General features: G+C 43.8%; 12 protein-coding genes. 7 read left to right on the forward strand and 5 right to left on the reverse strand.

The window, feature by feature from the left end:
* Positions 1–51: 51 nt before the first annotated feature.
* The 3 genes from H9653_RS09860 (at position 52) to H9653_RS09870 (ending at position 4,612) form a co-directional block, all read left to right on the forward strand.
* Entirely contained in the window at positions 52–489 is a 438-nt protein-coding gene (locus H9653_RS09860) for a hypothetical protein (protein ID WP_191692235.1), read from the forward strand.
* Between the two features lie 306 nt (positions 490–795).
* Positions 796–2,361: a peptide MFS transporter gene (locus H9653_RS09865; RefSeq protein WP_191692238.1), complete on the forward strand. Its 1,566-nt coding sequence runs from the start codon at positions 796–798 to the stop codon at positions 2,359–2,361.
* A 433-nt stretch (positions 2,362–2,794) separates the two neighbouring features.
* A complete protein-coding gene (locus H9653_RS09870; RefSeq protein ID WP_191692239.1) occupies positions 2,795–4,612 on the forward strand; it encodes an aminopeptidase P family protein in 1,818 nt (605 codons plus the stop codon).
* A 116-nt stretch (positions 4,613–4,728) separates the two neighbouring features.
* On the opposite strand, the gene H9653_RS09875 is transcribed toward H9653_RS09870, so the two are convergent.
* The 3 genes from H9653_RS09875 to H9653_RS09885 form a co-directional block, all read right to left on the reverse strand.
* Positions 4,729–5,604 (reverse strand): cell envelope integrity protein TolA, encoded by an 876-nt coding sequence (locus H9653_RS09875; protein WP_191692240.1) that lies wholly within the window; start codon positions 5,602–5,604, stop codon positions 4,729–4,731.
* 150 nt (positions 5,605–5,754) lie between these two features.
* On the reverse strand, positions 5,755–7,140 hold the full coding sequence (fabF, locus tag H9653_RS09880) for a beta-ketoacyl-ACP synthase II (protein WP_225211710.1): 1,386 nt from the start codon (positions 7,138–7,140) through the stop codon (positions 5,755–5,757).
* Between the two features lie 106 nt (positions 7,141–7,246).
* A complete protein-coding gene (locus H9653_RS09885) occupies positions 7,247–8,626 on the reverse strand; it encodes an anhydro-N-acetylmuramic acid kinase (RefSeq protein ID WP_191692241.1) in 1,380 nt (459 codons plus the stop codon).
* Positions 8,627–8,745: 119 nt separating this feature from the next.
* Here H9653_RS09885 and tyrS point away from each other — a divergent pair, with 119 nt between their 5' ends.
* The 3 genes from tyrS to H9653_RS09900 all read left to right on the forward strand — a co-directional run bounded on the left by tyrS (position 8,746) and on the right by H9653_RS09900 (position 11,313).
* On the forward strand, positions 8,746–9,957 hold the full coding sequence (gene tyrS, locus H9653_RS09890; RefSeq protein ID WP_191692242.1) for a tyrosine--tRNA ligase: 1,212 nt from the start codon (positions 8,746–8,748) through the stop codon (positions 9,955–9,957).
* Between the two features lie 136 nt (positions 9,958–10,093).
* Complete coding sequence (locus tag H9653_RS09895) at positions 10,094–10,342, forward strand: DUF1653 domain-containing protein (RefSeq protein WP_191692243.1); 249 nt, start codon at positions 10,094–10,096, stop codon at positions 10,340–10,342.
* A 314-nt stretch (positions 10,343–10,656) separates the two neighbouring features.
* Complete coding sequence (locus H9653_RS09900) at positions 10,657–11,313, forward strand: hypothetical protein (RefSeq protein WP_191692244.1); 657 nt, start codon at positions 10,657–10,659, stop codon at positions 11,311–11,313.
* Between the two features lie 24 nt (positions 11,314–11,337).
* On the opposite strand, the gene H9653_RS09905 is transcribed toward H9653_RS09900, so the two are convergent.
* Positions 11,338–12,090 carry an SDR family NAD(P)-dependent oxidoreductase gene (locus H9653_RS09905; RefSeq protein WP_191692245.1) on the reverse strand — a complete coding sequence of 251 codons (753 nt, stop codon included), beginning with the start codon at positions 12,088–12,090 and terminating at the stop codon, positions 11,338–11,340.
* Positions 12,091–12,168: 78 nt separating this feature from the next.
* Positions 12,169–12,816, reverse strand: coding sequence for a uracil phosphoribosyltransferase (gene upp, locus H9653_RS09910; protein ID WP_191692246.1), 648 nt, complete (start codon positions 12,814–12,816; stop codon positions 12,169–12,171).
* 402 nt (positions 12,817–13,218) lie between these two features.
* Between upp and H9653_RS09915 the strand changes: the two genes are divergently transcribed.
* On the forward strand, positions 13,219–13,782 hold the full coding sequence (locus tag H9653_RS09915) for a DNA glycosylase (RefSeq protein ID WP_353887798.1): 564 nt from the start codon (positions 13,219–13,221) through the stop codon (positions 13,780–13,782).
* Positions 13,783–14,270: the final 488 nt, after the last annotated feature.

Below are 14,270 nucleotides of genomic sequence, written 5' to 3' on the forward strand. Positions count from 1 at the left end.
TGCGATATAATAGGCCAATATTTTAAATATTTTGTGCAAGGTGGATAAGGTATGTCAGAACATATTGTCGAAAACAATCCCAAGAAAGAGTTCCTATTTGCTTTAGGCGGTGTTGCCTTATTTTTAGGTATCGTCTTATTAATCGGCATTTCTGGCTATTTGCGTCCAGCAGGCGAGCATATCACTGCTGAGAGCACCGAAGCGACTGCTGAAACAGAAGCAACTGCTACAGAAGCCGCGCCTGCTGCGACAGCGGAAGCTGCCGATACCGACGCAGCTGCTACTGCAACACCAGCGGATGCTACGGTAACGCCAACCGATACTGATGGTACGGTCGTTGCTGCTGAATCTGGCACCGCAACTGCTGAGGGTACTGTCAATCAAGCCGCAGTCCCTGATAACGCTAACTTGACAGCAGAAGAAGCCGATGCGGATTTGGATGGTGGTGAGGGTGCAGAGTTAACGCATACTTGGAAAACTGAAGAGTAAGCTTGTGACCTCAGTATTTTGTTATAAAAACAAATGCTTGTATAAATATAGTTAGATACCCGTAATTAAATACAACTGTTGTGACGATACTTTATTCTAAGAGTGAAAATACTCTAGAAGCTAACATTAAAGACCTGTGCTTGGTTAACTGAGCACAGGTTTTTTTGTAGGTATTTGTGTAATTATTGAATAACTTTTTCTTTACTTGACCATAACCAAGTGGAACAATAATGCGCCTATGTGACCGCTTAGCAAAATAAACAGGAGTTTGGTCGTCATTACAGTGGTCTTTAAAGGAATAAAGTTATGAGCAGAGACTCAAAAGTAAATGTTAGTGAAGCTGAATTGTCAGCATTGGATAATGGGTTTATGGGGCACCCAAAGCCACTACGCCCGCTGTTTTTTACCGAAATGTGGGAACGCTTTTCTTATTATAGTATTCGTCCGTTATTAGTACTGTTTATGGTAGCGACCGTTGGCAGCGGTGGTTTTGGCTTTGATGAAGTCACTGCTTCTGCTATTTATGGTATTTTCGCCGGTTCATTATATCTGGCGGCGGTACCGGGGGGTTGGCTCGCTGATAACTGGCTTGGTCAAGAGCGTGCCTTATGGTGGGGCAGCGTGATTATCGCCCTCGGTCATTTATGTATTGCGCTCTCCGCCATATTTGGCATGACGCTGTTTTTTGTTGGTTTGATATGTATTGTATTAGGGTCAGGTTTATTTAAAACCTGTATTTCCGTCATGGTAGGCGCTTTGTATAAAAAAGGCGATGTGCGCCGTGATGGTGGTTTTACCTTGTTTTATATGGGCATTAATATTGGCGCCCTTTTAGCAGCGCTCATCGTTGGGGTGTTTAAAGAAAAAGGCATGTGGCACGCAGGTTTCGGCGTTGGTGGTATCGGTATGCTGATATCACTTCTGATTTACCGCTTTTCTGCGCAAAAAACCTTGACCCACTATGCCCAAGCCAAAAATATAAAACCTGAGTGGGAATACGCCAATGACCGTTATAAAAATATCGGTCGCTGGGTAATCGGTTTCTTGGTGTTATTGGCAACGGCTGTGGTTTTGGTAGCAAGTGGCATGTTACCGTTTAATCCTGAAATGGTCGCCGAATATATGACTTATATCATCGCAGCAGTGGTGATAGGCTATTTTGCGATTATGTTTGTCTCACCTCGTCTTGATAAAACCGATAAGCTGCGCCTACTGACTTGCTTTATTTTAATCATCGGTTCGACACTATTCTGGTCAAGCTTTGAGCAGCAACCAACCTCGTTTAACCTATTTGCCGATCGCTATACTGACTTGAACGTCTTAGGATTTGAGATACCGAGTATTTGGTTCCAATCATTAAACCCGTTGTTTATTTTATTGCTGGCGCCCATTGTTAGTATTGTTTGGATCAAGCTTGCCAATCGTGGCCTTGAGCCAAATAGTATGGTTAAGTTTGCACTGGGTATGTTGCTGACCGCGGCAGGCTTTTCGTTGATGATATTTGCCTCAAAAAGTATTTTGACCAGTGATGGTGCACTGGCCTCACCTTTATGGTTAGTGGGCAGCTTATTACTGCTAACACTTGGGGAATTGGCGCTCAGCCCTGTCGGGTTGTCTGCGATGACAAAGCTTGCGCCAAAAGGTATGCAGGGGCAAATGATGGGACTTTTCTTTGCTTCTGTCGCCATGGGCAACTTGGTCGCTGCGTTCTTTGGTGGTCATGTTTCTGCGGACAAAATTGAAGGCTTACCGACATTATTTACCACCATGACCGTCTTTTTGGTAGTGACCGCAGTGGTGTTATTGGTACTGGCAAAACCTATCAATAACATGCTGGTAAAAAGTGAGCAAGCCGATAAAGCGGCTCAGTAAATAAAGCGTTAAGTGGATGGTGAAGATTAATTAAGCCTATTTAGCTTATTTATAGTAGCAATCGTCCCTATAAACGCCCAAAGATAAGACGTGTTACCATAATCGGTAGCACGTTTTATTGTTTCAATCAGTGAGTTATTTCTCTGTCGCCGTTGAAAGCCTGCTGTCTGCCCAAACATCTAGAGATGCGCTGCTTTAATACTATTATTAAAATACTATTACTAAGCTGAAATTAATAATAGCTCGGCTAAACGCCTAAACACTCTTACTCATTTATATAACTATCATTCTAAAAATAGTAAACCCTTTATAGGCAAATAAAGGCTTCACGTAATACTGATGAATTTATTTGCCTAAATAAGACGGCTACTCATAGTCGCCTCTCAAGCGTTTTTTTTAACTCTCATTTTTAAAAGTAATAAGGACACCTTTCATGAATAAACAACATATCCACGAGCGTATTGATAGTCTACGCCAAACGCTTGCCGCACAAGATTTAACGGCGATTATCGTACCGTCAGCAGACCCGCATTTGTCTGAGTACTTGCCAGAATATTGGCAAGCGCGTTTGTGGTTATCAGGCTTTACAGGTTCGGTTGGTACGCTGGTCGTTACCGCTGACTTTGCTGGCCTATGGACGGACAGCCGCTACTGGGTACACGCCGCGCATCAACTAGAAGGCACGGGTATTACTTTGGAAAAACTGGCTCCTGGTCAGCCAAATCATATCGATTGGCTAGCGCAAAACTTAGCGGAAGGCGATAGCGTGGCGGTTGATGGCAATGTATTGTCTATCGCTGAGCAAGACAGATTGCTTGATGCGTTTGATGCCAACGATATTACTTTAATTACTGAGCGCGATGTATTGACCGACATATGGAACGACCGTCCAGCATTGCCATCAGCACAGCTCTACCAACACGATGCGCAATTTATCGATCAGCCCGCTAGCTCAAAACTTGCTGCCGTGCGCGCAGGTATGGCGAAGGCAGGCGCAAGCCATCACTTGCTATCAAGCTTAGATGATATCGCTTGGTTGACCAACTTACGCGGTGCGGACGTTGATTATAATCCAGTATTTTTAGCGCATATGCTCATTAGCGAAGATAAAACGACCTTGTTTGTTGATAATAATAAAGTCAGTAGCGAGATTGAAAAAGCGCTAAAAGACAGCGGTATCACGCTTGCAGATTATGATGTGGTACAAGAGGCATTAGCTACCTTAACGCCAGAAGATATATTATTGTTAGACCCAAGCAAAGTGGCGGTCGGTACGTTATCAAAAATGGCCGACGATGTGGGCTTTATCGAGCAAATGGCGCCAAGTACGTTACTCAAATCAGTGAAATCTGCGGCGGATATCGAGCATGTGCGCGAAGCGATGCGCCAAGATGGCGCGGCGTTAAGTGAGTTTTTCGCGACATTTGAAAAACGCCTAGCAGACGGTGAGCGTTTGAGTGAGTTGGATGTCGACAGTATGCTCATCGAAGTTCGCAGTCAGCAGCCGCATTATGTGTCGCCAAGCTTTCCAACCATCGCAGGCTTTAACGAAAATGGCGCTTTGCCGCATTACCGTGCGACGCCAGAAAAATTCAGCTACCTTGATGTTGCTGAAGGCGAGGGCGGCTTATTGCTCATTGACTCAGGTGCGCAATATCAAAACGGTACCACCGATATCACCCGCGTGGTCGGTATTGGACAAGTAAGTTCTGAGCATAAACGCGACTTTACCACCGTGCTTAAAGCCCATATCGCGTTAGCAAAAGCGCATTTCCCTGATGGTATTGCCTCACCGCTCATCGATGCGATTTGCCGTGCACCTTTGTGGCAAGCACAGATGGACTATGGTCATGGTACCGGTCATGGCGTTGGTTATTTCTTAAACGTCCATGAAGGCCCGCAGGTCATTGCTTATAGTGCCAGTACGCCAAAAGAGCGCGCCATGAAAGAAGGGATGATATCTAGTAATGAGCCAGGTTTATACCGCGAAGGCAAATGGGGTATTCGTATCGAAAACTTGGTGGTCAATACGCCAGTTGCGAATCCGACTGAGACTGAGTTTGGACAATTCCTACACTTTGAAACCATCACTTACTGCCCAATCGATACACGTTTGATTGAGCCTGCACTATTAACCCAAGTCGAGATTGATTGGCTCAATGATTATCATAGCCAAGTCTATGCCGAGCTAAAAGATCGCGTTAAAGGTGCGGCGCTTGAGTGGTTAACTGAGCGTACTAAAGCTATCTAAGGCAAAAGCTTATATTCTTGCATTGAAGATATTAAAAAGCCCCGTCAATATCGATGGGGCTTTTTAGTATTTACTTATTAGATGAATTTTTTAATTTAAATCAGGTTTTTTTATAGCTAATGAATGTTTTTCTTAGCGATATTCTCATTACTTTTAATAGTAGTGGCGGTATCAGGTTCGGTTAAATGCTGTGCCAATTCGGCCCGTAACCAAGATTTTAAATTCTCAGAAATTTGCATCATTTGCTCGCTTAAATAGTCATCGACATGCATCTCAAGCTCGCGAATTAATTCTGGGTGACTCGCGCCAAGTTTAGTATCTTTTAAAGACAAAGGAATAGCAGCGTCTGAAACGGCTTTATCGATAACGGTTTTCATATGATGATCGTTTGCGCCATTTGTCACATTTGCAATATTAGCAGGTTCTTGAATGGATTTTTTATCAGTGTCAGTAGCAGTTTTAGTAGCATCTGTTTTAGTAGCTTCCAGTTTGTCTACTGCGTCAGTGTCATTTTTACTAGTAATATTTTTACTACTAGCATTGTCATCAACACTGGTAGCTTGTTTATGAGCTGGCTGCTCATTGTGCTGTTGCTCTTGTTTCGCCGCTTCTGCTGCCCTTAATGTTTCTTCTTCTTTCTGCTTAGCGTCTACTGCTGCTTTTGCCTGTTTTTCTTTTTCTAAACGTTCTTTTTCTAAACGTTGTTCTTCTTCCAAACGCTCTTTTTCGGCAGCGGCGCGCTCTTTTGCTTGTTTTTCGGCAATGGCTTTGGCAATCGCTTGTTCGGCTTCATGATTTTCATAAAGAGTATCAAGATGAGCATCTAAGTCATGAGTGCTAAAAACAAAGGTTTCAAATGGCGTGTCGTGTTGTAAGAGGGTAGTGATATCGGTAAGTTCTTGGATGATAGAGGCGCGTACAGGGTCTGGCGCACACGTCCAGCGCTGATAAAACTGATGGGAAAATGAGTAGCTTGACATGGTATCTTCCATAAATGTTGCATAAAATTACCCCTTATCATACGCAAGTACGATAAGGGGCTGCAAGTGGTCAAACGTAGCAAATCTGACACCAAGGTTACAACGGCTAAAATAATAGTTTTTTAACATTTATTTAGCATTTTTAACGTTGTTTTAGGCGTTTTAGCTTGATGGTTGCACCGGCCAACGAGCGAATATAAGCGACCCATTGGTGCCACCAAAACCAAAGCTATTGGAAACTGCATATTGCAGATTATCAACGTTACGTGATTGATTGGCGACGTAATCGAGATTGCAGTTGTCTTCAACATTATCCAAGTTAATGGTCGGCGGTACCTGCTGATGTTGCAGGGCAAGCACAGTAAAGATAGCCTCGATGCCACCAGCGGCACCCAATAAATGACCAGTCATCGATTTGGTCGAGCTGACCAAAATGCTGTCTTTAACGGGCGCAAAAACGGTTTCGATAGCGATAGATTCGGCAACATCACCCGCAGGGGTACTGGTACCGTGGGCATTGACGTAGCCAACGACGGCAGGCTCAATACCGGCATCGTTTAGGGCGTTGCGCATGGCGCGCGCTGCACCGCTACCATCTTCTGGTGGCGCGGTAATGTGACTGGCATCGTCACTCATGCCAAAGCCAACCAGCTCAGCAAGTATCGTTGCGCCGCGCGCTTTGGCGTGGGCAAGGCTTTCAAGGACGATGACACCGGCACCATCACCGAGCACAAAGCCATCACGCTCTTTATCAAACGGACGCGAGGCTTTGGTTGGCTCATCATTACGAGTTGAGAGGGCATGCATCGCCCCAAAACCTGACATTCCAAGCGGGCTCGAGCCTTTTTCACTACCACCTGCCAGCATCACATCGGCATCGCCATAGGCAATCAAGCGCGCAGCAAGCCCGATAGCGTGGGTCGCGGTGGTACAAGCAGTCGAGGTCGCCAGGTTTGGGCCTTGTAAAGTGTGCTTAATAGCGACCAAACCTGCAGCCATATTAACGATAGAACCTGGAATGATAAAGGGCGAAACTTTCATAGCGCCTTTGTCACGTAGGGTATCACGGCTGTTTTCAATGGTTTGGATACCGCCAATGCCTGACCCTAAGATCACGCCAAAGCGTTCTTGCTCGACATCTTGTACAGGTGCGTCAGCTGCGCTCACTTCATCGATAAAACCCGCGTCTTTTAACGCCATAGCCGAAGCTGCAACGGCATAATGTATAAACTCATCATAGCGGCGCGCGTCTTTAGCATTCATATATTGCTTGGCGTCAAAATCCTTGACCACGCCGGCAATTTGCGCCCGATAGTCGGTTGCATCAAAATGAGTAATGGGCGTAATACCGCTCTCGCCATTAAGTAGACGCGTCCACGAGCTTGCGACGTCTAATCCTAAAGGTGTCACCGCACCCATACCCGTCACCACCACACGCCTCTCATCTGGGCGTTCATAATGGGGCGGCTTTTGGCGCAGAGTTTGCTGGATAGTGGCAGCATTAGAGTCGGCGGCTTGCGCGTTTGGTGAACTGCTATGTTGGCTCATGCGATATATCCTGTACGTGCGATCCTAAAAAGAAGGTATTTTAACCGTCATTATAAAACACATTAGTGCACGTATGTAAACTAAAATTTAAACAATTAAAGGCTTATTAAGCAAAACAAACTTGACCCAATACCACGCCTTTACTTGCGCCAGTGACCGCTGGTAAGTTACCAGTTTCCCCCATTAAGGTTTGCCGTGCCAACCATGCAAAGGCGACGGCTTCGACCCAAGCGGGGTTTAGTCCCAAGCTGGCAGTAGTTTCTACTTTGCAGTGAGGTAAATGCGCCTGCAAGCGAGTCATCAAGTAATCATTTAAGGCACCGCCACCGCAGACATAAACCGAGCTATTTTCTTTGGCCGTAATAAACATATTGATTTGCATACTGGCACTCATCGCCGTCAGCTCGGTCAATGTTGCCTGCACATCGGCTGACGAATAGCGAATATGGGCAGAGGCTTGGTCAAATTTTTGCAGCTCGCTTTGTAGCCATGCTAAGTTAAAGTCCTCGCGCCCTGTGCTTTTCGGATAGGTTCGCGCAAAAAATGGATGTTCTATCAGTTGGTTAAGTAGCGGCTCAACGACTTGTCCTGACTGCGCCCATGCGCCGCCAGCGTCATAATCTTTATCCGTATGCAACGCCGTCCACGCATCGAGTAATAAATTGGCAGGACCGGTATCATAACCAATAATTGGACTATTATTAACAAGAGCATCATTAGCAGGATTAGCGTTAATAAGGTTAGCATTGGCTGGCAAAACGGTAATGTTGGCAATACCGCCCAAATTTAATAACACCCGTGTGCTATCAGGCGTGGCAAACAAGGCTTGATGAAAGGCAGGTACTAAAGGCGCGCCTTGACCACCAACGGCCATATCGCGGCGGCGAAAGTCGCTGACGACGCTAATACCAGTACGCTCGGCGATGATATTGGCATCGAGCAGTTGCAAACTAAAACCCATTTGCGGACGATGGCGCACCGTTTGACCATGGCAGCCTATCGCCAGCACCGACTCTACATCGGTATTGGACTGCTGCAATAAATTATGGACCACGTCGCTGGCAAATTCAGCGTATTCTTTACTTGCCCAGCCAAACCAATCTAATTCGCTACTAGGCTCTCCCATCGTTGGCGTTAATTCTTGAACACCATTTGGCTGACAAAGTGCCAATAACACCTCACGCAGGTGTGGCGGAAAATCTTGGCTAATAGACGCTAACAATCGCAGCGGTTGTTGGATGTTTTCTTCACCATCGAATTGACAAAGCACCGCATCCATACCATCCAAGCTGGTGCCAGACATCATGCCGATATATAAACCATCATCAAAGTTTTCAAACACCGTTTGCTCAAGCGCATCGGTCAAGGTGGCATAATTTAAATCGTCATCTAAAGTTTTGTCCAAAGTGTTATTTAAATTATCGTCATAATTGATAGTTGAATCAGTATTATCATTAGTATCAGCAATCGATGCAGGGTTGGTCATGGCAATTTACCTTAAAAAACGCTAGTATATCTCTCAAATTCTAACATCTTTTACGGGCTACGAAATTCTAATTGGCCCAAACGCGTTACCCTTTAAATAAAGACAATAAAGAGAGCATCATGACCACCCAAACTTACACCCTAGAAGAACAACTTGCCCTGATTCAGCGCGGTACGCAAGAAATCCTATCGGAAGAGGATTTGGTTAAAAAGTTAAAACTGAATCGCCCGCTGCGTATCAAGGCAGGCTTTGATCCCACAGCGCCTGACCTGCATTTGGGCCATACCGTGTTGATTAATAAGCTGAAGCATTTTCAAGATTTGGGTCATGAGATTTATTTTCTAATCGGCGATTATACCGCCAAGATTGGTGATCCATCTGGCAAAAACAGCACACGCCCGCCGTTGACCGATGAACAAATCAAAGTCAACGCACAGACTTATGCAGAACAAGTCTTTAAGATTTTGGATAAAGAAAAAACCAAGATCGTCTTTAACTCTGAATGGTTTAAAGACATGTCAGCGGGTGATATGATTCAGCTTTCTAGCCAATTGACCGTTTCACGCATGCTAGAGCGTGATGATTTTTCTAAACGCTACGCGGCGCAAACGCCCATTGCTATCCATGAGTTTTTATACCCATTGGTGCAAGGCTATGACTCTATCGCGCTAAAAGCCGACGTCGAGCTGGGCGGTACTGACCAAACCTTTAACATTTTGATGGGACGTACCTTACAAGGTCGTTATGGTCAAGAGCCGCAAGTTTGTATTACCGTGCCAATCTTAGAAGGGCTAGACGGCGTTAATAAAATGTCTAAGTCACTCGGCAATTACGTCGGTATTTACGATGCGCCGGGCACCATGTACCAAAAACTGCTGTCGATGCCAGATACTTTAATCCGTCGCTACTTTGAGTTTTTAAGCTTTAAGCCGATGGAGGAAGTTGAGGCGTTAATGGCAGAGATGGAAAACGGTCGTAACCCACAAGAAATCAAACGCATTCTTGCTGAAGAATTAATCGAGCGTTTCCATGATGCGGACGCTGCTGCTAATGCGCACAAGTCAGCGGGTAACGTATTGGCTGATGGTGAACTGCCCGTTGATTTACCAGAAGTGACGTTAGAGTTAGAAGGGCAGGACGCATTATTTATCACGCAAATCCTAAACCAAGCAGAGCTTGCCAAAAATAGCTCATCGGCTAAAGACATGATTAAACGTGGCGCGGTAAAAGTAGATGGCGAAGTGGTCGATGCAGGCTTTAGCTTAACCTCTGGTCAGACAGTCGTTATCCAAGCAGGCAAAAAGGCTTATGCGAAAGTGACGGTTGCTTAAATTGACTAGTTTTAATAATTCAGGTAATCATTAAAGATAAGGTCGACATTGATGGTCGACCTTATTTATTTTGCGTTATGCATTTACTGCGACAGTATTTAGCTCGTGTACTTAAGATATAAATGAGGATTCAATCATGACAGAAAAAACGGTCTGCCAAGGCATTTACCGCCATTATAAAGGCAATCTTTATCAGGTATTGCATACCGCGCAGCATTCAGAAACAGAAGAATTGCTAGTGGTTTATCGCTGTCTATATGGCGAGTATGACGTTTGGGTTCGACCATTAACCATGTTTACAGAAACCGTTGAAGTTGATGGTAAGGAAATACCGAGATTTGAGCTAATTAAAGCCTTAGCTGATCAAGGTTTTAAAAATACTTAAAACTCATTGCTCAAATAAAAAGCGTCTTTTAAGGTCGCTTTTTTTATATAAATAAAGCGGACAAATAAATCCAAGCACACAATATGTGCTGCTATTCGATAGCAAATGACTGTAATAGGAAACGTATATAATAGATACTATATGTACTAAATAATAGTTTCAACGCCAATCTCAACTTATCGTAGGTTTTTGATTTTTATAGAATTTAAAATCCTAATTGTTTTAACTGTAATTTTAAAAACTAAGTAAACCAATACCTTAGAAAAATAAGTTGAGAATGGGGTAGTTTCACTGTTTAATAAGGATATTAGCGTATGGGCAAGTTAACTTTAGCATTGCTTGATAGCAGCTTATATCCACAAAGCTGGCAGCAGCAAATATTTACCAATCCGCGCGCGCTATTGCTAGCGATGCTCATGACAGAAAATATGCCAGATGCCGAAGCATTTACAAAGCAATTATTAGCCAATAGTGTTTATCAAGATTGGATAAATAGCAGCGTCTTTGGTCGCTATCTACATCGTAATTTTACGGCCTTTTATCGACAAACAGAAGACAGCTTTAATACCGATATGCCAGCGTTATTTCGCCGCGAGCTTATGCGCCACGCCCAGTGTTTACCAATAGAGCAAGTATTATTATTTGCAGGAGATTTAGCAAAAAGCGTGCGTCAGACAAGGGTGTTAATCACAACGCTCAATCCTGCCACCGCGATTATTGATGCTCAAAAGGTAAGTGCAAAATCTACTATGAATAATCCGACCATGATTATCAATCAGATAGTGATTAAAGGTAAGCAAGTTTTAGGATTTCCGATACGTCACAATAAACGTACCAGCGAGCGCACGCGTAATGAGGTATTGATTTTGGGTTTTCAGGAATTGCGCCTGATCAATGAAGAGAATGTTATGGCCGAAAAAAAAAGCAACATAGATGCGACTATATTGCTTCGGTCTTATGAATTACGCTAGTGAGCCAAACGGTAGTTTAAACCTTTATGAATCTTGCTTAGCAATCGTTAGACCGTTGTAAGTTTGCGCAACCGGCATCACTTCTAAACGATTGACGTTAATATGGGCAGGCGACTCAATCAGCCACAATAAAATATCGCCAATATCATCACCGGTCATAGTTTTAAAGCCATCATAAACTTGAGCGGCTTTCTTGTCATCGCCATGATAGCGCACGTTTGAAAATTCAGTGCCCGCGACATTACCCGGTTCAAGATTGGTCACCCGTACCTGCGTACCGATTAAGTCAGCGCGCAGATTTAAGCTAAATTGTTTGACAAAAGCTTTGGTCGCGCCATAGACGTTACCACCAAAATAAGGCCAACTGCCCGCAATTGAACCAACATTAATAATATAACCGCTATCGCGTGCGACCATGGCTGGCAAGACTGCATGAGTGAGCGCCATCAACCCTTTAACATTGGTATCAATCATACGCATCCAATCATCGAGATCAGCTTTTTGTGCAGGCTCGGTGCCAAGTGCCAGTCCAGCGTTATTCACCAAGACATCGATTTGCTTAAAGTCAGCCGGTAAGTCAGCAATGATGTGCGGTATAGACGCGGTGTCACTAACATCCATGACCACAGGTAAAAATGCCTCGCCCAACGTATCTGCCAACGCATTCAATTTGTCTAAGCGTCTGGCACAGCCAATCACGCGATGACCATTGGTAATCAAACGCTCAGCCAGCGCTTTACCGAAACCAGCGCTTGCGCCTGTAATCAATACGTTCATCTTATATCCTTATCATTGATGTTCTGTACATGTGTCATGATTTATAACGCCAGCTTGTCTTGGTTTATTGGCGTTGTCTTACTTGTTAAATAACTGCTTACCAAAGATTTTATCGCCCGCATCACCTAAACCTGGAATGATATAACCATGCTCATCCAAATGGCTGTCGAGGGCAGCGGTATAGATAGTTACGTCAGGATGTGCTTCATTGACCACACGCACGCCTTCAGGTGCCGCAACCAATACCAAGGCTTTAATATTGGTACAGCCATTTTTCTTTAGCATCTCGATGGTTGCAACCATTGAACCGCCAGTCGCCAACATGGGGTCAATAATAAGCGCTGGGCGTTTGTCCATGTGGCTGACAAATTTTTCAAAAAACGGCACTGGCTGCAAGGTTTCTTCGTCACGCTGTAAACCGACGACAGAGATTTTCGCCGTTGGGATTAAATCGAGCACACCGTCGAGCATACCAATACCGGCACGTAAAATTGGTACAATCGTTGCGGTCTTACCGATGATTTGCTCACCTGTGATTTCACCACACCAGCCCTGCATTGGGAAGGTTTCAATTTCAAAATCGCGGCTCGCTTCATACGCCATCAAGCGTGCAAGTTCTTTGGTTAATGTACGAAATTTATAGGTACTACAGTCTTTTTCACGCATAAGGCTGAGTTTATGACGGACTAGCGGGTGATCAATAACGGTGATTTTTAAGTCATTCATAAGGTCTCTCTTGATTTTTCGCTGATGCTTGCGCAGTTACTGCGGTTGCTATTAGTAATAAAGATACAAACACTTACTGCACTTCAACCCTATACCTAGACCATCAATAGTAAGCTTAATGCTTTAATAAAAAAGTAAGCCAAAGGCACTTATAACAAGGTTAGTTTTATTTAAGCAAACTATGTTCGACTATAATAACGCCCTAACAAATGAAGTAGTGTTCAGGCTTGCTATGATAACAAAAAAACAGCTTTTCTGATGAAGAATCTTATGACTACACAACCATCCCATACCCATGATAATACTGATAAATTGGCTACCAACTCGTTATTGTTCGACACTCGCGCCGCAGAAGTAGAAACCCATCCGTTCGGTCCAGTGTTACCGCCGAATGCTACCGTGATGATGATGGGTACTTTTCCACCGACTGCTGATAAATGGGCAATGCGCTTTCACTACCCGAACTTTTATAATGATATGTGGCGTATCTATGGCAGTGTGTTTTTTGATGACGTTGATTATTTCAGAGTAGGCGATGAAAAGCGTTTTGACCCTGAGCGTATTCGTGCCTTTATGTTCGAGCGCGGCATTGCCTCTTGTCCTACCGTCACTCAAGCTATCCGCGAGACTGGTAATGCATCGGACAAAAACCTCACCGTTGTCACCCCTGTTGACTTAGATATTATCTTGCCTCAAGTACCAAAGGTTAAAACTCTATTTACCACGGGCGGCAAAGCCACTGAGGTGTTGCTCAATTTATTAGCTGAGCCACCTGCCAAATCCAAGTATCCGAAGACCAATCAAAGTATGGATTACCCTTATGAATGGCAAAGTAATAATAAGAAAGTTAATGTAAATAATCTTACCTTATATAGGTTACCTTCAACGTCGCGCGCCTACCCTTTAGCGTTAGATAAAAAAGTCGCTGCTTATAAGGATTTCTTTAAAAAGATAGGTAAACTATAGAAGTGTCATATCCTATATAGAAGATAATTATTAGATAGCCGTTATATAGGAGAGGTAAGCAATTTTAAGCAAAAAAGGCAGTCTATGATAAAGGTAAAATTATTTTTAACCCTAACTAACTGATAAATAAACAGTATTAATGACGAGGTCAGATAATCGTTAAAATAGCGGATAAACCCCCTTGACCCCCTACTAAAAGCGCGTATAATGCCACCCAGTCGAAAGGGAAGGCGGATTGGATAAGTGGTTTACCACTTATTATTAGTAGCGAAGCTATTAACTAATCATCCAACCTACTAAATTACTTTTAAAATAAAATAATTTACTTCTTGACTAATTAAAATAAGCGTCTATAATACGCACCTCATTAGGGAGAACCGGAGTAACTTATATGTGAATTTACATATAACCAACCTGGCTAACCCATTGAAACAAATTATAAAAAAGCTTGACAAACCAAATCATTATGATATGATAGTCGGCTCGCT

Source organism: Psychrobacter communis, from assembly GCF_014836505.1.
Classification (GTDB): Bacteria; Pseudomonadota; Gammaproteobacteria; order Pseudomonadales; family Moraxellaceae; genus Psychrobacter; species Psychrobacter faecalis.

Coding starts and splice junctions, on each gene's coding strand:
- H9653_RS09875 (WP_191692240.1), bottom strand. CDS start 5,604: ATGGAAGATACCATGTCAAGCTACTCATTTTCCCATCAGTTTTATCAG.
- H9653_RS09865 (WP_191692238.1), top strand. CDS start 796: ATGAGCAGAGACTCAAAAGTAAATGTTAGTGAAGCTGAATTGTCAGCA.
- H9653_RS09900 (WP_191692244.1), top strand. CDS start 10,657: ATGGGCAAGTTAACTTTAGCATTGCTTGATAGCAGCTTATATCCACAA.
- H9653_RS09905 (WP_191692245.1), bottom strand. CDS start 12,090: ATGAACGTATTGATTACAGGCGCAAGCGCTGGTTTCGGTAAAGCGCTG.
- H9653_RS09885 (WP_191692241.1), bottom strand. CDS start 8,626: ATGACCAACCCTGCATCGATTGCTGATACTAATGATAATACTGATTCA.
- H9653_RS09860 (WP_191692235.1), top strand. CDS start 52: ATGTCAGAACATATTGTCGAAAACAATCCCAAGAAAGAGTTCCTATTT.
- fabF (WP_225211710.1), bottom strand. CDS start 7,140: ATGAGCCAACATAGCAGTTCACCAAACGCGCAAGCCGCCGACTCTAAT.
- upp (WP_191692246.1), bottom strand. CDS start 12,816: ATGAATGACTTAAAAATCACCGTTATTGATCACCCGCTAGTCCGTCAT.
- H9653_RS09915 (WP_353887798.1), top strand. CDS start 13,219: ATGATGATGGGTACTTTTCCACCGACTGCTGATAAATGGGCAATGCGC.
- H9653_RS09870 (WP_191692239.1), top strand. CDS start 2,795: ATGAATAAACAACATATCCACGAGCGTATTGATAGTCTACGCCAAACG.
- H9653_RS09895 (WP_191692243.1), top strand. CDS start 10,094: ATGACAGAAAAAACGGTCTGCCAAGGCATTTACCGCCATTATAAAGGC.
- tyrS (WP_191692242.1), top strand. CDS start 8,746: ATGACCACCCAAACTTACACCCTAGAAGAACAACTTGCCCTGATTCAG.